Genomic DNA, 15,916 nt, shown 5'->3' with positions numbered 1-15,916 from the left:
TATCAGCGAAAGTTGAAAAAGATCAGCGCGGCTCGACCGTCACCCAATACCCCGTCAGGCTGCTGACCTTGACCGGCAAGGTTTCCTGCAACAGGTGCAGGCTGGCATCGGTATCGCGCAGGGGAAACGCACCCGACACCGTGAGATCGGCAACCGAGGCATGGCAACGCAATACGCCGGCGCGATAACGCCCCAGCTCATCCAGCAGGTCCGCCAGGCGCATATGCTGGGCCAGCAGCATGCCGTTCTCCCAGGTCAGGGTGCTGACGTCCAGCGGCTCGACGGCGGCTACCCGGTCAACACTGAAGGCGCCCTGCTCGCCCGCCTTGACGATCACCCCCTGGCCGGCATGCGCCGCCAGCAACTCCACCGCGCCTTCGGTCACGGCCACTCGGCTTGCCTGCTCACCCACCCGCACGCTGAATCGGGTGCCCAAGGCCCTGGCGGTACCGTGGCGGGTCTGGACGATGAACGGGCGATGGGCCGAATCCTTGGCGGTGGTGATCAGCACTTCGCCCTTGAGCAGCTCGATACGCCGCACCTGCTCGGAGAACGCGATATTCAGCGAGCTGCCGGTGTTGATCAGCAAGCGTGTGCCGTCGGGCAAGGTGAGGTTCCTTTGTTCGCCGATGGCCGTGTGCTGGTCGGCGGTCCACTGCTGCCACGGCACCTGCCGATACGCCAGCCAGGCCGCCGGGCCGGCCGCCAGCAACAACCCGAGCGCCTGGCGTCGGCCGAGGGATTTTTTGCGCCCGATGCGCTTCAAGGTATCGCCGGCAATCGCCGCCGGCACGCTGTTGAAGTCCCCCAGAATCGCCTGCGCCCGTTGCCAGGCCTGGGCATGCTGGGCGCTGCGGCCCTGCCACTGGGCGATGGCGCGGCGGTCTTCATCGGTGGCGCTGCCGGATTGCAACTGCACCATCCAGTCGGCGGCTTCACCGAGGATCAGCGGATCAATCGACTGGCTCATGCCACGCTCAGGCAGGCCAGGAAGGCATCGCGCATGTAGCGTTTGACCGAAATCAGCGACACACCCAGGGCATCGGCGATCTGCTGATAGGTCAGGCCGTCGATCTGCGACATCAGGAAGGCCTGGCGGGTTTTTTCCGGCAGATCCCGCAGCATCGCCTCAATGCGGTACAGCGCTTCGAGGATCAGCCAGCGGGTTTCCGGCGAAGGTACATGCTGTTCGGGCAGGTGGGCGATGGTTTCCAGGTAGGCGCGTTCCACTTCCTGGCGGCGCCAGCTGTCGATCATCAGGCCCTTGGCGATATGGGTCAGCAATGCCCGTGGCTCGGCGCCCAGGTTGCCGGTGGTTTGCCGGGTGAGCAGGCGCATGAACGTGTCATGGGCCAGGTCCGCGGCATCGCTGGCGTTGCCCAGCTTGCGGTCCAGCCAACGGTGCAACCATCCATGGTGTTCGCAGTACAGGTCCTGGATATGCAGATTGAGGGGAGACGACATGCCGATCACCGGGGCGCGCCGGGCGGTGGGGCCCAAGCGTAATTAAGAATTGATCGCATTCTAGTCTGCGCGGGGTAATGCTGGCAATTTCATGATTTTGATAACGCCGGTGACCCAATGTGGGAGCGGGCTTGCTCGCGAATGCGGTGGGTCAGTCGACATCTCCAGCGGCTGATACTCCGTATTCGCGAGCAAGCCCGCTCCCACATTTTTGATCTTCACCCGGCGTTTGATTCCGGGTGTTGGATCAGGCCAGTTCGGCCCGCAGTTGACGCGCCGCAGTCACCATGTGAATCAGCGCCGCTTCAGTCTCCGGCCAGCCACGGGTTTTCAGGCCGCAATCCGGGTTGACCCACAGGCGTTCGGCCGGGATGCGTTTGGCTGCCTTGCGCAGCAGGTTGGCCATTTCCGAGGCATCCGGCACCCGTGGCGAGTGGATGTCATACACACCTGGGCCAATGTCGTTCGGGTAAGCGAAGGCTTCGAATGCCTCCAGCAGTTCCATGTCCGAGCGCGAGGTTTCGATGGTGATCACGTCGGCATCCATCGCCGCGATGGACTCGATCACATCGTTGAACTCGCTGTAGCACATGTGGGTGTGAATCTGGGTTTCGTCACGCACACCGGAGGCGCACAGGCGGAAGACTTCGGTGGCCCAGTCCAGGTATTCCTTCCACTGCGCCCGGCGCAACGGCAAGCCTTCGCGGAACGCGGCTTCGTCGATCTGCACGATCTTGATCCCGGCGGCTTCCAGGTCCACCACTTCGTCACGAATCGCCAGGGCGAGTTGCCGCGCCTGTTCTTCGCGGCTCACGTCTTCACGGGGGAACGACCACATCAGCATGGTCACCGGGCCGGTCAGCATGCCCTTCATCACCTTGTTGGTAAGGCCCTGGGCGTAGCGGATCCACTCCACGGTCATGGCTTTCGGACGACTCAGGTCACCGAAAATCACCGCCGGTTTCACACAACGGGAACCGTAGCTCTGCACCCAGCCGAAGCGGGTAAATACATAACCGTCCAACTGTTCGGCGAAGTATTCGACCATGTCGTTACGCTCGGCTTCACCATGCACCAGCACGTCCAGGCCAAGGTTTTCCTGCACTTCGACAGCGTGGCGGATCTCGCTGTGCATGGCTTCGACGTATTCGGCTTCGCTCAACTTGCCGGCCTTGTAGGACTGGCGAGCCAGGCGGATCGAAGCGGTTTGCGGGAACGAACCGATGGTGGTGGTCGGGAACAGCGGCAGGTTCAGGCCGGCACGCTGTTTCTCGATACGTTGGGCAAACAGCGAGTCACGCTGGCTGTCCTTGGCGGTGATCGCCGCCACACGGGCTTGCACCGCCGGCTTGTGGATACGCGGCGAAGCGGCACGGGCCGCCTGCACGGCACGGCTGTCGGCCAGGGCAGCGATCACGTTCGGCGCTTCAGGCTGGTTCACGGCCTGGGCCAGCACCGCCACTTCTTCGCACTTCTGTACGGCAAACGCCAGCCAGCTTTTCAGCTCGGCATCCAGCTTGTCTTCACGGCCCAGGTCTACCGGGCTGTGCAGCAACGAGCAGGATGGCGCCACCCACAGGCGATCGCCCAGGCGCTCATGAGCATGCTGCAAGGTGGCCAGGGCTTTTTCCAGGTCGCAGCGCCATACGTTACGGCCGTTGACCACGCCCAGGGACAGCACCTTATAAGCCGGCAGACGATCGAGGATGGTCGGGTACTGATCCGGTGCACGCACCAGGTCGATGTGCAGGCCGTCCACCGGCAGGTTGGCTGCCAGGCCGAGGTTCTCTTCCAGGCCGCCAAAATAGGTGGCCACCAGCTTCTTCAGCGGGTCGCGCTGGATCAGGTTATAGGCACGCTCGAAGGCGTTTTTCCAATCCTGCGGCAGGTCCAGCACCAGGATCGGCTCGTCGATCTGCACCCACTCCACGCCCAGGTCCGCCAGGCGCTGGAAGATCTGGCCGTACAGCGGCAGCAGGCGGTCCAGCAGGTCGAGTTTGTCGAAATCACCACCCTTGGCCTTGCCCAGCCACAGGTAGGTCAGCGGGCCGATGACCACCGGCTTGACGGTGTGGCCGAGGTCGCGGGCTTCCTTGACCTCTTCGAACAGTTGCTCCCAACCCAGCTGGAATTGCTGGTCGGCGCTGAATTCAGGGACCAGGTAGTGATAGTTGGTGTCGAACCACTTGGTCATTTCCTGGGCGTGGGCACCGCCGCAGCAGTTGTCACTGACGCCACGGGCCATACCGAACAGGGTGTGCAGGGTGGCTTTGCCGTCGGCCGGGCGGAAACGCTCGGGGATCACATCGAACATCAGCGAGTGAGTCAGTACCTGGTCGTACCAGGCGAAGTCACCGGCGGGCAACAGTTCGATGCCGGCCTTCTTTTGCAGGTCCCAGTGCGTCTTGCGCAGTTCACGACCTACGGCGCGCAGGCCGGCTTCGTCGAGTTCGCCCTTCCAAAACGCTTCCTGCGCTTTTTTCAGTTCACGATCGCGACCAATGCGCGGGAATCCAAGGGAATGGGCAACAGCCATGACGTAAAGCTCCAATGTGTTTGTATGGGAGCCATTGTCGGGATCGAGTGATAGTGAGACAAACTCATTTTATTTGAGATGATCACAAGTTCCACTCATGATGAAATGCACCGCCCAGGCTTGAGTGATCGCGCGGCGCTCACGCTCCATGCGCGCGGGAGTGGGTGGGCCTTGGTTTTGCTTATCACTGAAATAGCTGGCGGCGTCTGTTTCGGTGCCCGGCCGCTCAGCATAATTTTGCTTCCCAAGCCCCAAGGAAGCCCCCACATGGAACAGCAGCCGCCACTGACCACCCTCCTCGTTCACTTCGTAGCCCTTGGGCTCACACTCCTCGGCATCGGCAGCCTGGCGCTGCTGATGGCTTGGGCCGGGCGCCTGATTTTCTAGTTCAATCGGCGGGAATATCGGCGCTCAACGTGCGGATCAACGCTTGCGCCTGAGAGTCCCGCTGCGCCGTATACAGCACCACTTCACGACTGGGCAGCGGCGGCAGGTCGAAACGCTGCTCCACGTCGACGCAGCCACCGGGCGCCATCCGCCCCACCATCGCACCGATGCCAATCCCCGCCACCACAGCAGCGCCGATCGCCAGGATCCCGCTGCCCACAAACGCCTCTTCCCAGGCACGGTTCTGCTCGGCCAGCGCCGCCATCACCATGCTGCGCATGCCGCAGGGTTCCGGCTGGATCGCCAGGGGCAACGCCCCGCCCTGGCGCAATTCGAAGTCGTGGGAAGCCATCCAGCCAAAGCGTTCGATGCCCACCACTTCGCCGTCCTGGCGACGGTTGTCGTGCCGCAGAATCATCGCCACATCCAGCTTGCCCTGCTCGTAGTTCATCAACATATCCCGCGAGGTGCCGAGGCTGAACGCCACGATCACGTCCGGGTCGGTGGTCGCCAAACGCCGCAGCCACAGGCTGAGATCGGCGCCGACAATGTGGTGGCTGACGCCCACGCGCAAGGTGCGTTTCTGCGGGCCAAAACAGTTCATCGCTTCCTGGTAGTTGTCCAGCAAGCGGCGGGCACTGGCCAAAAACATCTGGCCATGGGCCGACAGCGTGACCCGTCGCGGCGTGCGTTCCAGCAGCTTGCGGCCAAGGCTTTCTTCGAGGCGTTTTATCTTCAGGCTGATAGCCGCCTGGGTGCCGCCGATGGCATCGGCAGCGCGGGTAAAGCTCTTGAGTTCGGCGACCAGGACGAACGCCTGGATGGCGTCGATATCGGGCATTTTCATGGATGGGCTGGCGATAGAGAGTCAAGACGTGACGTTAGCATGCCGCGCCTGCTGACCAAACCACTGCATGATCAGCACGCAGCCTGGGTGTGACGCCGCCGGCGATTGCACGGTTGGCCACTCGGTGGTGGACCAAGTTGAAGACCAATACGTGATACCAGGGGAGCGTTATAGTCGCTGCATCGAATAGGGAATTGAGTCAATACAGTGGATAGGTCAACGGACGGTTTGTCGATACGCACCCTCTCGGCGTTGCCCGAAGAGATCCTGGTATTGGAAGCAGAAGCCGTCGCCGAAGGGTTCAGGTTTCTCACGCGACTCGTTGCAGAGTGGCACAGCGGCGCCAACCGATTCGACCAGCCAGGCGAATGTCTTTTGGGCGTATTCAGCAACGGGCAGTTGATCGCCGTTGGCGGTTTGTCCCATGACCCTTACGCCGGTCCGGAGGTTGGCAGGCTGCGCCGGGTGTACGTCGCACGGGCATCAAGGGGACGCCAGGTGGGCAAAGCGTTGGTGGGCCAGCTTTTGGCACGCGCTGCGCAATCCTTCCATGTCGTGCGCCTGTCTACCGACACCCACGAGGGCGCAAGCTTTTATCTGCGCTGCGGGTTTGAGCCGGTACAGGACGAACATGCAACCCACGCTAAATCATTAATTGATCAGAAGGCTTCATGCAGGTGATCAACGACAACCGGCCTGAATACGTTCGGGGGAGATGACGGTTTAATGTCAGTGTGGGTGCGTTTTTGTCATGTGGGAGCTGTCGAGCTTTAGCGAGGCTGCGATAGCGGTGTGTCAGGCAGCTTATTTATCGGCTGTGCCGCCGCCTTCGCAGCCTCGCTGAGGCTCGACAGCTCCCACAGGGGATAGGGGTTGTTTGGTGGGCTTGTATTTCAAAGTCAGGCCACCAACCCCGCTTTGGCGGCGTTGGCGAGTATGTCTTGGGCGGGTACATTGACCCATGTGGCGGCGTCCACGTCGCCCTGCGTTGCCAGCCAGGTTTCCACCATCTGGTAGCCCAGCGTGTACCCCAGCCATCTTGGCCGCGCGCCGGTACCAAAGAACCATTCGCTGTGGTCGTAATACGTGGCCTCGAGAAGCTGGCGGTCTACCGGGGCACTCAGCAGTTCCTGGGGGGCAAGCGCCCGCTCCCACAACTCCGGCTCACTGCCCAGCACCTGCCGCACAAACTGCCCGGCCAGGCCCTCACTGACCATCGCCTCCCCCAGCGTCCAGCCATAACCGGGGCCCGCCATGCGCAGGCAATGGTGCACCTCATGCACCACGTGTCGACGCAATGCACCGCTTCGCAGGCTGGTGAGGAAATTCGGGTTATCGGGATCAAGGGTCATGCTGAACATCGTGCTGCGATAAGCACGGCCCACCAGGCCGAGTTCCGGAAGGGTCTCCCCCGGCAACCGCTGGATCAGGATGTCCAGCCGCGGCGGCGGCAGCAGTTGCGCGATTGCCTCGTAGGCGACCTCAAACTCTCGGATCAGCTGCGGGCGAAACTGCGCCAGGCTCCCCGAAGCTTCCAGCCAATGCAGCGTCCATGCGTCCATTCTCACCTCTCGTCGCCCAAGCCGTGGTCCGTTATCAAAGCGGCTCATCATACCTACGGGCTGTCATATTCACAGGCCAGCTTATAACCGGGCCAGCAAATTCCGCTGACTAACCTTTCGATCTGTCCCAAGTGCGGGCACAATGCGTGTCCTTTTTTGGCAGGCACCGCCGCAGGCTCTGAAAATGATCAAAACGCCGTACTACCTCATCGACAAACAGAAGCTTCTGGTCAACATGCAGAAGATCGCCTACGTGCGCGAACAGTCCGGCGCCAAGGCTCTGCTGGCCCTCAAATGCTTCGCCACCTGGTCGGTGTTCGACCTGATGCAGGAATACATGGACGGCACCACCTCGTCGTCGCTGTACGAGCTCAAGCTGGGTCGCCAGAAGTTCGAAGGTGAAGCCCACGCCTACAGCGTGGCCTGGGCCGACGATGAAATCGAAGAGATGCTCGACAACTGCGACAAGATCATCTTCAACTCCATCAGCCAGCTGCAGCGCTTTGCCGAGCGCAGCGAAGGCAAGACCCGCGGCCTGCGCGTCAACCCGCAAGTGAGCAGCTCCGACTACCTGCTGGCCGACCCGGCGCGCCCGTTCAGCCGTCTGGGCGAGTGGGACCCGGTGAAGATCGAAGGTGTGATCGAGCAAATCTCCGGCTTCATGTTCCACAACAACTGCGAGAACGGTGATTTCAACCTGTTCGACCAGATGCTCAACACCATCGAAGAACGCTTCGGCGCGCTGCTGCACAAGGTCAACTGGGTCAGCCTCGGCGGCGGCATCCACTTCACCGGTGAAGGCTATGCCATCGACGCCTTCTGCCAGCGCCTCAAGGCGTTCTCGCAGAAGTACGACGTGCAGGTGTACCTGGAACCCGGCGAAGCGGCGATCACCAACAGCGCCTCCCTGGAAGTGACCGTGCTCGACACCCTCTACAACGGCAAGAACCTCGCCGTGGTAGACAGCTCCATCGAAGCCCACCTGCTGGACCTGCTGATCTATCGCCTCAACGCCAAGCTGGCGCCAAGCAATGGCGAACACACCTACATGGTGTGCGGCAAGTCGTGCCTGGCCGGGGACATCTTCGGTGAGTACCAATTTGATCAGCCGCTGGCCATCGGCGATCGACTGTCGTTCATCGACACGGCAGGCTACACCATGGTCAAGAAAAACTGGTTCAACGGCCTGAAAATGCCGTCCATCGTAGTGAAACAACTCGACGGTACAGTCGAAGTGGTTCGTGAATTTGGTTACGACGACTACCTGTCCAGCCTTTCGTAAAGCGGACAGATAAAGGAGAGATAAAGCAATTGAAAAAGAACGTTCTTATCATTGGTGCAGGAGGTGTCGCCAAGGTGGTGGCCCACAAGTGCGCGCAGCACAACGACGAACTCGGTCGTATTGCTATCGCGTCGCGCAACATCTCCAAATGCCAGGCCATCATCGACAGCGTCAAGGCCAAGGGTAGCCTCAAGGTACCCGCCGACATCCAGGCCTTCGCGCTGAACGCTTTGGACGTGGAAGCGACCAAGGCACTGATCCGCGAGACTGAATCGCAGATCGTCATCAACGTCGGTTCCGCGTTCCTCAACATGTCGGTACTGCGTGCCTGCATCGACACCGGCGTGGCGTACCTCGACACCGCCATCCACGAAGAGCCGGGCAAGGTCTGCGAGACCCCGCCGTGGTACGGCAACTACGAATGGAACCACCTGGAAGAGTGCAAACAGAAGAACATCACGGCCATCCTTGGCGTGGGCTTCGACCCGGGTGTGGTCAACGCTTATGCAGCGCTGGCGCAACAAAAGCATTTCGACCGCATTGATTCGATCGACATTCTCGACGTCAATGCCGGCTCCCATGGCAAATATTTCGCCACCAATTTCGACCCGGAAATCAACTTCCGCGAATTCACCGGACAGGTGTGGAGCTGGCAGAACAGCCAGTGGACCAGCAACACCATGTTCGAAGTCAAACGCACCGACGACCTGCCTGTGGTCGGTTCGCAGAACCTGTACCTGACCGGCCACGATGAAGTGCACTCGCTGTCGAAAAACCTCGACGTGCCCAATGTGCGTTTCTGGATGAGCTTCGGCGAACACTACATCAACGTGTTCACCGTGCTGAAAAACCTCGGCCTGCTCTCCGAAAAACCGGTCACCACCGCCGAAGGCCTGGAAGTCGTGCCGCTGAAACTGGTCAAGGCCGTGCTGCCCGACCCGTCGTCGCTGGCGCCTGGCTACACCGGCAAGACCTGCATCGGCGACCTGGTCAAGGGCACCAAGGATGGCCAGCCACGCGAGCTGTTCATCTACAACGTGGCCTGCCACGAAGAAGCCTTCGCCGAGACCGACAGCCAGGGCATTTCCTACACCGCCGGCGTACCGCCGGTAGCCGCAGCGCTGCTGGTTGCCCGTGGCGAGTGGGACGTGAAGCACATGGCCAACGTCGAGGAACTGCCGGCTGAGCCGTTCCTGAAGGCGCTGGACGTGATGGGCTTGCCGACTCGGATCAAAGACGAGAACGGTGACCGTGCCTGGGATGCGATTGCCTGACAGGCGATAGTTGACCGAACAAAAAAATGCGCCCTCAGGGGCGCATTTTTTGTTGGGGCTCACATAAATATCAAAGAACAATGAAGATCAAAATGTGGGAGCGGGCTTGCTCGCGAATGCGGTGTGCCAGTCACTGCATCTGGCGACTGATACACCGCATTCGCGAGCAAGCCCGCTCCCACATTTTGGATTTGCTGTGTTCTTGAGAGCGGGTTACTCCAGGTTACGCGCCGAATTGCTCAACGCCCTTGAGCACTGCAACAACGCCGGCGCCAACTGCTTCTCCGCATCCGCCCGGCTCCACCGACTGGTGGGCGCCACCACATGCACCGCCGCCACTGGCCGGCCATTCGCCCCCAGCACCGGCGCGCCGATGGTCATGTCGCCCAGAAACAGTTCCTGGCCATTCACCGCATAGCCCTGCTCGCGCACCTGCTGCAACGACTCCATGATCCTGTCGACCTCAGTCAACGTCTGGCTGGTATGCGCCACCCGCTGGCTGTGCTCGATCAATGCCAGCGCCTCATCCTGCGGCAACGCACTCAGATACGCGCGCCCCGACGCCGTGCAATACATCGGCACCCGCGAGCCAATCGGCATGTGTACCGGCACGAAGCCGGAGCTGACAAACCGCGCGATATACGTCATGTCGTAACCCGCAGGCTCGGTCAGGCACGAGGTTTCTCCCGTCAGGCGGGTCAATTCCGAGAGGAACGGGTTGGCCACTTCAATCAGCGAATGCGCATCCAGATAACTGAAGCCCAACTCCAGCACCCGTGGTGTGAGTTGGTAATGACGGGTGCGCGAGTGTTTCCGAAGGTAACCCAGGCTCTCGAGGGTAAACACCATGCGCTGGGCCGAGCTTTTGGTCATGCCGGCAGCCTCGGCCACCTCTGCAAGGCTCATGCTGCGGCGCTGGGCGCTGAATGCCTTGAGCACCGACAGGCCCTTTTCCAGGGATTGGTTGTGCAAGCTGTTGCGTTCTTCGGACATGGCGAACTCGCGGTCAGGTCGATCAAGCGTGGCGATATTTCTACACGAAATCGCGAAATTCGACCACTAAAAATCGCATACCGATACGAATGGTTCATTTTGTTTAATTTCAGTAGCGTAAAACGATTTTATTTAATCGAAATGGCACAGAGCTTGCGGTTTGCTCGGTAACCGCTCGCGGTACTGACGATCCGTTTTCCTTCTGGAGTAACCCGATGAACAGTCTTTCGCCCTTGTTTCGCCGCCTCGCCTTCGGTCTTTGCGCCACCTTTTGCGTGGCCACCGTGCACGCCGCCGGTGCAGCCTCGTACAAAGTCGGTGCAACGGCCAGCGGTTCGCCGTTCACCTTCCTCGACATCAAGAGCAACAGCATCCAGGGCGTGATGGTCGACGTCGCCAACGCAGTGGGCAAGGCCGGTGGTTTCACCAGCGAAATCGAGCAGACCAACTTTGCCGCGCTGATCCCGTCCCTCACCTCGGGCAAGCTCGACTTGATCGCCGCCGGCATGCTCAAGACCCCGGAGCGTGCCCAGGTGGTGGACTTCAGCGCGCCGGTGTACGCCTATGGTGAAGGCCTGATCGTGAGTGCCGACGACAACGCGACCTATACCGACCTCAGTTCCTTGAAGGACCAGGTAGTGGGTGTACAAGCCGGCACGATCTTCTACGACATGCTCAACAAGCTGGGGATCTTCAAGGAAATCCGCACCTACGACTCCATCGGCGAAATGGTCCGCGACCTGAGCCTGGGCCGCATCAAGGCCGCCGTGGGTGACCAGCCGGTGGTGGCGTACCAGATCCGCCAGAAGCTGTTCAAGGGCGTGAAGCTCGCCGCCGACTACAAGCCGGTCAACGTCGGCGAGGTGTGCCTGGTGGTGCGCAAAGGCGACAGCGAAACCCTCGCACGCCTGAACCAGGCCATCGCCAGCATCAAGGCCGACGGCACCCTGGACGCGATCCTGAAGAAGTGGGGGCTTGATGCCCAGGTGCAGCCATGAACCCGGCTGAATTCCTGCAAAACGCCCAGGACTTCCTGCCGATCCTGCTGCAAGGCGCCTGGGTGACGATCCAGATCACCGTGCTGTCGTTCCTGCTCAGCAGCGCTATCGGCCTGGTGCTGGCGCTGCTCAAACTGTCGCCGATCAAGGCGCTGTCGTGGGCGGCGAGCACCGTGATCAATGTGATTCGCGGCCTGCCGATCATCGTGCAGCTGTTCTACATCTACTTCGTGTTGCCGGACATGGGCGTGCACCTCAGTGCATTCCAGGCGGGTGTGATCGGCATGGGCATCGCCTACTCGGCGTACCAGGCGGAGAACTTCCGTACCGGCATCATCGCCGTCGAACAGGGCCAGCGTGAAGCCGCCGAAGCCCTGGGCATGCGCTCGGTGCTGATGATGCGCCGGGTGATCCTGCCCCAGGCCTTTCGCATCGCCTTGCCGCCCTACGGCAACACCCTGGTGATGATGCTCAAGGACTCGTCGCTGGTGTCCACCATCACCGTCGCCGAGATGACGCGCCAGGGCCAACTGATCGCCTCGTCCACCTTCCAGAACATGACCGTCTACACCCTGGTCGCCCTGCTCTACCTGCTGATGAGCCTGCCGCTGGTGTATGGCCTGCGCCGCATGGAACAGCACCTGGGCCGGAGGAAAAAAGCATGATCGAGATTCGCCAACTGCAAAAGCACTACGGCACCCATCGCGTGCTGCACGGCGTCGACCTGGACGTGGCCAAGGGCGAAGTGGTGTGCCTGATCGGCCCGTCCGGCTCGGGCAAATCCACCTTGCTGCGCTGCATCAACGCCCTGGAAGCCTACGACGGCGGCACCATCCGCGTATTCGGTGAAACCGTGCAGCGCAGCAGCAAGACCGTGCATGCCCTGCGCAGCCGCATGGGCATGGTGTTCCAGCGCTTCAACCTGTTCCCCCATCGCACCGTGCTGGAAAACGTGATGGAAGGCCCGGTGTACGTCAAGGGCGAACCGCTGCAACAGGCCCGCGAAGAAGCCCTGGCGCTGCTGGATAAAGTCGGCCTGTCGGCCAAGGCCGATGCCTACCCGGAACAACTCTCCGGCGGCCAGCAACAGCGGGTTGCCATCGCCCGCGCACTGGCGATGAAACCCGACGCCATGCTGTTCGACGAACCCACTTCGGCCCTCGACCCGGAACTGGTGGGCGATGTGCTGGAGGTGATGCGCACCCTCGCCGACGAAGGCATGACCATGATCGTGGTGACCCACGAAATGGGCTTTGCCCGGGAAGTGGCCGACCGCGTGTGCTTCCTCCACGGCGGCTACATCGTAGAGAGCGGGCCGGCCGAACAGGTGCTGGGCAACCCGCAACAGCCGCGCACCCAGGACTTCCTGCGCCGCGTGCTGCACCCGACGGCCAACACCCGGAGCCTGCCATGAAGTCACTCTGGGCCGCGACGGCGCCCGCTGCACCGCAAACACCCGCGTTGGCTGAGTCATTGAAGGTGGACGTGGCCATCGTCGGCGCCGGGTATACCGGCTTGTCCACGGCGCTGCACCTGGCGGAGCGCGGCGTGAGCGTGTGCGTGCTGGAGGCCAACGAGCCCGGCTGGGGCGCGTCCGGGCGCAATGGCGGGCAGGTCAACCCGACACTCAAATACGACCCGGATCAACTGGTGCAGATGTACGGTGCCGAGCGCGCCGAGCCACTGATCCATACCGTGTCCAACTCGGCAGACCTGGTGTTCAACCTGATCGAGCGCCATGGCATTGACTGTGCGCCCACTCGCAAGGGCTGGATGCAGGTTTCCTATTCCGAAAAAGGCGTGGCGGGCCTGCACGCCCGGGCCGAACAGTGGGAGCGTCGCGGGGTGCCGGTGCAGCGCCTGGATGCCGGCGCGGTGTCCGCCCGCATGGGCAGCCAGGCGTTTGCCGGTGGCTGGCTGGACGGTCGCGCGGGTGCCATCCAACCCTTGGCCTATGCTCGGGGCCTGGTGCGTGCAGCCCAGGCGGCGGGCGTGCGCATTCATGGGCAGAGCGCAGTGACCGCGATGCAACAGGCGGGCGCGGGCTGGAAGTTGCAGACCGCGAGCGGCGCGCAGGTGTCGGCCGGCCAGGTGGTACTGGCCACCAACGGCTACAGCGGCGACTTGTGGCCCGGCATGGCCCAGAGTGTGCTCGCGGCCAACAGCTTTATCGTCGCCACCCGGCCCTTGAGCGGGCCTGCGGCCGAGAGCATTTTGCCGGGGCAGGAAACCGTCTCAACCGCCCAACGGCTGCTGCTGTACTTTCGCAAGGATGCCCATGGCCGCCTGCTGATGGGCGGGCGCGGGTTGTTCGAAGATCCCACCGGGCCCGCAGATTTTGCGCACCTGGAACGTTCGCTGGCACTGTTGTTTCCCCAGCTGGGCAAGCTGGACTTCGAGTACCGCTGGGCGGGCCGGATCGCGATCACCCGGGACTTTATGCCCCACGTCCACGAGCCCGCACCCGGCCTGACCCTGGCATTGGGCTGTAACGGACGCGGGATAGCCCTGTGCACCAGCCTCGGCCAGCAATTGGCCGGGCGCTTGTGTGACAGCCGCTCCGACTTCGCTTACCCGGTAACGCCTTTGCAGCGGTTGCCACTGCATGGCTTGCAACGCTTCTACATCGGCGCGGGCGTGGCGTGGTACAGCCTGCTGGATCGCCTCTCCCTGTAGGAGCGAGCTTGCTCGCGAAAAAACCGAAGGCGCCGCGTGTCCTCAGGAGACCGGCGCCTTCGTCAAAGCTCGCAGACCTTTCCCTCATCACTGAAGAAATAGATATTTTCATGCTTGTAGCCCCAGCGACCGCCTCGCTCGCGAGCATGCGGCTCGAAGGTAAAGCACGTCACCTCCTCCAGGCGCCGATGATTGCCCGCCTCGATGTAGAGCCTTTGGTCACGCTGCTCGCAGATGCTGTGGCCGACGTTGCCGGCGAAATCGAGGTTCTCGAAACCCTCGGATGCGATCAGGTCATTGGCGAACGCGTGGAGATCGTTGAACGTGGTTTCAGGCCGGGCGAATGTGCGCATCATCGCGTGTAGCAGGTGCTCGACTTCATAACCCCTGCTGAACTCGGCCCCCACCGGCACCGCCCGGCACACGCCCTCCTCCACATATAAAGAGCGGGCACAGTCGCCCCACACATTGCCTGCTCTCGGGCTCAAATCCACCGTGATCAGATTGTGTAAACCAACGGCTTCATCACTGGGCCGATAGTCGCGTCCCGACACCGAAAGCGCACTGCGCGAACCCAGCAATACGAAGGCCGGGCAGTCGTAATACCAGGTCTGCGGATAGCCGGAATCCGCGAGCATCTGCGTCGCCATTTCGGCGATGGAGGCTTCGGTGGACTGTGGCGTGATCCGCGTAACGAGCTGCTGCAGCACCGACTTGGCGGCGGCCTGGACCACGCGATTAGGCAACATGGATTGTCTCTGACTGATGAGGGATTGCGTCGATGGTAGCAGCACTCTCCTCGACAGGGAGACGCACTCGGATTTTAAGCTCGTTCCCACGCTCCGCGTGGGAATGCCTACGGTGACGCTCCGCGTCACAAAGGCAGACGCAGAGCGTCCAGGGCTGCGCTCCCACGCAGAGCGTGGGAGCGATCAAGTCTCTTCAAAAAACCGACCATCCGATCCGCTCGCTCAACAACTCCAACGCCTTCATCCCCGCCAGCGAATTGCCTGCCGCATTCAACTCCGGCGACCACACGCACACCGTAAACTGCCCCGGCACCACCGCGAGAATCCCGCCGCCTACCCCGCTCTTGCCCGGCAAGCCAACGCGATAAGCAAAGTTCCCCGCCTCGTCATACAGCCCGCTGGTGGCCATGATCGAGTTCACTTGCTTGGTCTGGCGCGCCGTCAGAATCTGCTCGCCGCTGTGGGTGCACACCCCCTCATTCGCCAGGAAGCAAAATGCCTTGGCCAGGTCCAGGCAGCTCATCTGCAATGCGCAATAGTTGAAGTAGCTGTGCAGCACTGCATCCACGTCATTGTGGAAGTTGCCGAAGGACTTCATCAGGTACGCCATGGCCGCATTACGCGCACCGTGCTGGGCTTCGGATTCGGCCACCACGCTGTTGACCAGGATCTGTGGGTTGCCCGACAGCCGCCGCACAAAATCACGCATGGACAAAATAGGCACGGCAAAGCGCGATTGGTTGATGTCGCAGATCACCAGCGCACCGGCGTTGATAAACGGGTTACGTGGCCGCCCACGCTCGAACTCCAGTTGCACCATGGAGTTGAACGGCTGCCCCGAAGGTTCGTGGCCCAGGCGTTCCCAGATGCTTTCGCCGCCATGGTCGATGGCCTGCACCAGGCTGAATACCTTGGAGATGCTCTGTACGGAGAACAAGGTGTGAGCATCACCCGCGCAGTAGGACGAGCCGTCATTGCCATACACGGCAATGCCCAGTTGCTGGGCCGGCACGTCGGCGAGCGCGGGGATGTAGTCGGCGACCTTGCCGAGGCCGATCAGTGGACGGACTTCGTCGAGGATCGACTCCAACAGGGCCTGCATGTTGTGTTCTGGCATGGTTTGGAAAATAGTGATTGGCGGGCGCGGA

Annotated in this window: 15 protein-coding genes; 7 read left to right on the top strand and 8 right to left on the bottom strand. The window is 61.8% G+C overall.

Annotated features, from left to right (window positions below; translation table 11 throughout):
• Nucleotides 1-22: 22 nt before the first annotated feature.
• The 4 genes from HX818_RS09730 to HX818_RS09715 all read right to left on the bottom strand — a co-directional run bounded on the left by HX818_RS09730 (nt 23) and on the right by HX818_RS09715 (nt 5,234).
• Nucleotides 23-970 carry a FecR domain-containing protein gene (locus tag HX818_RS09730; RefSeq protein ID WP_177019939.1) on the bottom strand — a complete coding sequence of 316 codons (948 nt, stop codon included), beginning with the start codon at nt 968-970 and terminating at the stop codon, nt 23-25.
• Nucleotides 967-1,464 carry a sigma-70 family RNA polymerase sigma factor gene (locus HX818_RS09725; protein WP_102606001.1) on the bottom strand — a complete coding sequence of 166 codons (498 nt, stop codon included), beginning with the start codon at nt 1,462-1,464 and terminating at the stop codon, nt 967-969. The genes HX818_RS09730 and HX818_RS09725 overlap by 4 nt, the downstream gene beginning before the upstream one ends.
• Nucleotides 1,465-1,711: 247 nt before the next feature.
• Nucleotides 1,712-4,000 carry a 5-methyltetrahydropteroyltriglutamate--homocysteine S-methyltransferase gene (metE, locus tag HX818_RS09720; RefSeq protein ID WP_177019938.1) on the bottom strand — a complete coding sequence of 763 codons (2,289 nt, stop codon included), beginning with the start codon at nt 3,998-4,000 and terminating at the stop codon, nt 1,712-1,714.
• Nucleotides 4,001-4,388: 388 nt separating this feature from the next.
• Nucleotides 4,389-5,234: a LysR family transcriptional regulator gene (locus tag HX818_RS09715; RefSeq protein ID WP_256344376.1), complete on the bottom strand. Its 846-nt coding sequence runs from the start codon at nt 5,232-5,234 to the stop codon at nt 4,389-4,391.
• Nucleotides 5,235-5,441: 207 nt separating this feature from the next.
• Between HX818_RS09715 and HX818_RS09710 the strand changes: the two genes are divergently transcribed.
• A complete protein-coding gene (locus tag HX818_RS09710; RefSeq protein ID WP_177019937.1) occupies nt 5,442-5,915 on the top strand; it encodes a GNAT family N-acetyltransferase in 474 nt (157 codons plus the stop codon).
• A 218-nt stretch (nt 5,916-6,133) separates the two neighbouring features.
• Here HX818_RS09710 and HX818_RS09705 read toward each other — a convergent pair whose 3' ends face one another.
• Nucleotides 6,134-6,796 (bottom strand): DUF2268 domain-containing putative Zn-dependent protease, encoded by a 663-nt coding sequence (locus tag HX818_RS09705; RefSeq protein WP_177019936.1) that lies wholly within the window; start codon nt 6,794-6,796, stop codon nt 6,134-6,136.
• A 184-nt stretch (nt 6,797-6,980) separates the two neighbouring features.
• Here HX818_RS09705 and HX818_RS09700 point away from each other — a divergent pair, with 184 nt between their 5' ends.
• Together HX818_RS09700 and HX818_RS09695 are read left to right on the top strand one after the other, a co-directional pair.
• Nucleotides 6,981-8,078 carry a carboxynorspermidine decarboxylase gene (locus HX818_RS09700; RefSeq protein WP_003211413.1) on the top strand — a complete coding sequence of 366 codons (1,098 nt, stop codon included), beginning with the start codon at nt 6,981-6,983 and terminating at the stop codon, nt 8,076-8,078.
• Nucleotides 8,079-8,107: 29 nt separating this feature from the next.
• Nucleotides 8,108-9,352, top strand: coding sequence for a saccharopine dehydrogenase family protein (locus HX818_RS09695; protein WP_003211412.1), 1,245 nt, complete (start codon nt 8,108-8,110; stop codon nt 9,350-9,352).
• A 213-nt stretch (nt 9,353-9,565) separates the two neighbouring features.
• Here the strand turns inward: HX818_RS09695 and HX818_RS09690 are convergent, their stop codons facing one another.
• Nucleotides 9,566-10,345 carry an IclR family transcriptional regulator gene (locus HX818_RS09690; RefSeq protein WP_008435411.1) on the bottom strand — a complete coding sequence of 260 codons (780 nt, stop codon included), beginning with the start codon at nt 10,343-10,345 and terminating at the stop codon, nt 9,566-9,568.
• A gap of 215 nt (nt 10,346-10,560) precedes the next feature.
• Here HX818_RS09690 and HX818_RS09685 point away from each other — a divergent pair, with 215 nt between their 5' ends.
• Genes HX818_RS09685 through HX818_RS09670 form a run of 4 tightly spaced genes read left to right on the top strand, consistent with a single transcriptional unit; the run spans nt 10,561 to nt 14,019 of the window.
• Nucleotides 10,561-11,343 carry an ABC transporter substrate-binding protein gene (locus tag HX818_RS09685; RefSeq protein WP_177019935.1) on the top strand — a complete coding sequence of 261 codons (783 nt, stop codon included), beginning with the start codon at nt 10,561-10,563 and terminating at the stop codon, nt 11,341-11,343.
• The gene (ehuD, locus tag HX818_RS09680; RefSeq protein WP_008435412.1) at nt 11,340-12,008 is read left to right on the top strand and encodes an ectoine/hydroxyectoine ABC transporter permease subunit EhuD; all 669 of its coding nucleotides are present in this window, start codon (nt 11,340-11,342) and stop codon (nt 12,006-12,008) included. Before HX818_RS09685 ends, ehuD begins: the two co-directional genes overlap by 4 nt.
• Nucleotides 12,005-12,757, top strand: a complete 753-nt coding sequence (locus tag HX818_RS09675; RefSeq protein WP_177019934.1) for an amino acid ABC transporter ATP-binding protein — start codon at nt 12,005-12,007, stop codon at nt 12,755-12,757. The genes ehuD and HX818_RS09675 overlap by 4 nt, the downstream gene beginning before the upstream one ends.
• Nucleotides 12,754-14,019 (top strand): FAD-binding oxidoreductase, encoded by a 1,266-nt coding sequence (locus HX818_RS09670; protein ID WP_177019933.1) that lies wholly within the window; start codon nt 12,754-12,756, stop codon nt 14,017-14,019. Before HX818_RS09675 ends, HX818_RS09670 begins: the two co-directional genes overlap by 4 nt.
• A 62-nt stretch (nt 14,020-14,081) precedes the next feature.
• Here HX818_RS09670 and HX818_RS09665 read toward each other — a convergent pair whose 3' ends face one another.
• Complete coding sequence (locus HX818_RS09665; RefSeq protein ID WP_177019932.1) at nt 14,082-14,768, bottom strand: M24 family metallopeptidase; 687 nt, start codon at nt 14,766-14,768, stop codon at nt 14,082-14,084.
• Nucleotides 14,769-14,961: 193 nt separating this feature from the next.
• Entirely contained in the window at nt 14,962-15,870 is a 909-nt protein-coding gene (glsB, locus tag HX818_RS09660) for a glutaminase B (protein ID WP_003211397.1), read from the bottom strand.
• Between the last annotated feature and the right edge of the window lie 46 nt (nt 15,871-15,916).

The organism is Pseudomonas sp. F9001 (assembly GCF_013385435.1).
In the GTDB taxonomy this organism is placed as follows: domain Bacteria; phylum Pseudomonadota; class Gammaproteobacteria; order Pseudomonadales; family Pseudomonadaceae; genus Aquipseudomonas.
Note: the sequence above shows the minus strand (reverse complement) of the source record. Positions and strands in the feature narration are given on the sequence as shown.

What these genes read in the sequence shown, in the direction of transcription:
- HX818_RS09705 (WP_177019936.1), bottom strand. Translation starts at nt 6,796, where the DNA reads ATGGACGCATGGACGCTGCATTGGCTGGAAGCTTCGGGGAGCCTGGCG.
- HX818_RS09670 (WP_177019933.1), top strand. Translation starts at nt 12,754, where the DNA reads ATGAAGTCACTCTGGGCCGCGACGGCGCCCGCTGCACCGCAAACACCC.
- HX818_RS09665 (WP_177019932.1), bottom strand. Translation starts at nt 14,768, where the DNA reads ATGTTGCCTAATCGCGTGGTCCAGGCCGCCGCCAAGTCGGTGCTGCAG.
- metE (WP_177019938.1), bottom strand. Translation starts at nt 4,000, where the DNA reads ATGGCTGTTGCCCATTCCCTTGGATTCCCGCGCATTGGTCGCGATCGT.
- HX818_RS09685 (WP_177019935.1), top strand. Translation starts at nt 10,561, where the DNA reads ATGAACAGTCTTTCGCCCTTGTTTCGCCGCCTCGCCTTCGGTCTTTGC.
- glsB (WP_003211397.1), bottom strand. Translation starts at nt 15,870, where the DNA reads ATGCAGGCCCTGTTGGAGTCGATCCTCGACGAAGTCCGTCCACTGATC.
- HX818_RS09730 (WP_177019939.1), bottom strand. Translation starts at nt 970, where the DNA reads ATGAGCCAGTCGATTGATCCGCTGATCCTCGGTGAAGCCGCCGACTGG.
- HX818_RS09690 (WP_008435411.1), bottom strand. Translation starts at nt 10,345, where the DNA reads ATGTCCGAAGAACGCAACAGCTTGCACAACCAATCCCTGGAAAAGGGC.
- HX818_RS09700 (WP_003211413.1), top strand. Translation starts at nt 6,981, where the DNA reads ATGATCAAAACGCCGTACTACCTCATCGACAAACAGAAGCTTCTGGTC.
- ehuD (WP_008435412.1), top strand. Translation starts at nt 11,340, where the DNA reads ATGAACCCGGCTGAATTCCTGCAAAACGCCCAGGACTTCCTGCCGATC.
- HX818_RS09675 (WP_177019934.1), top strand. Translation starts at nt 12,005, where the DNA reads ATGATCGAGATTCGCCAACTGCAAAAGCACTACGGCACCCATCGCGTG.
- HX818_RS09715 (WP_256344376.1), bottom strand. Translation starts at nt 5,234, where the DNA reads ATGAAAATGCCCGATATCGACGCCATCCAGGCGTTCGTCCTGGTCGCC.
- HX818_RS09725 (WP_102606001.1), bottom strand. Translation starts at nt 1,464, where the DNA reads ATGTCGTCTCCCCTCAATCTGCATATCCAGGACCTGTACTGCGAACAC.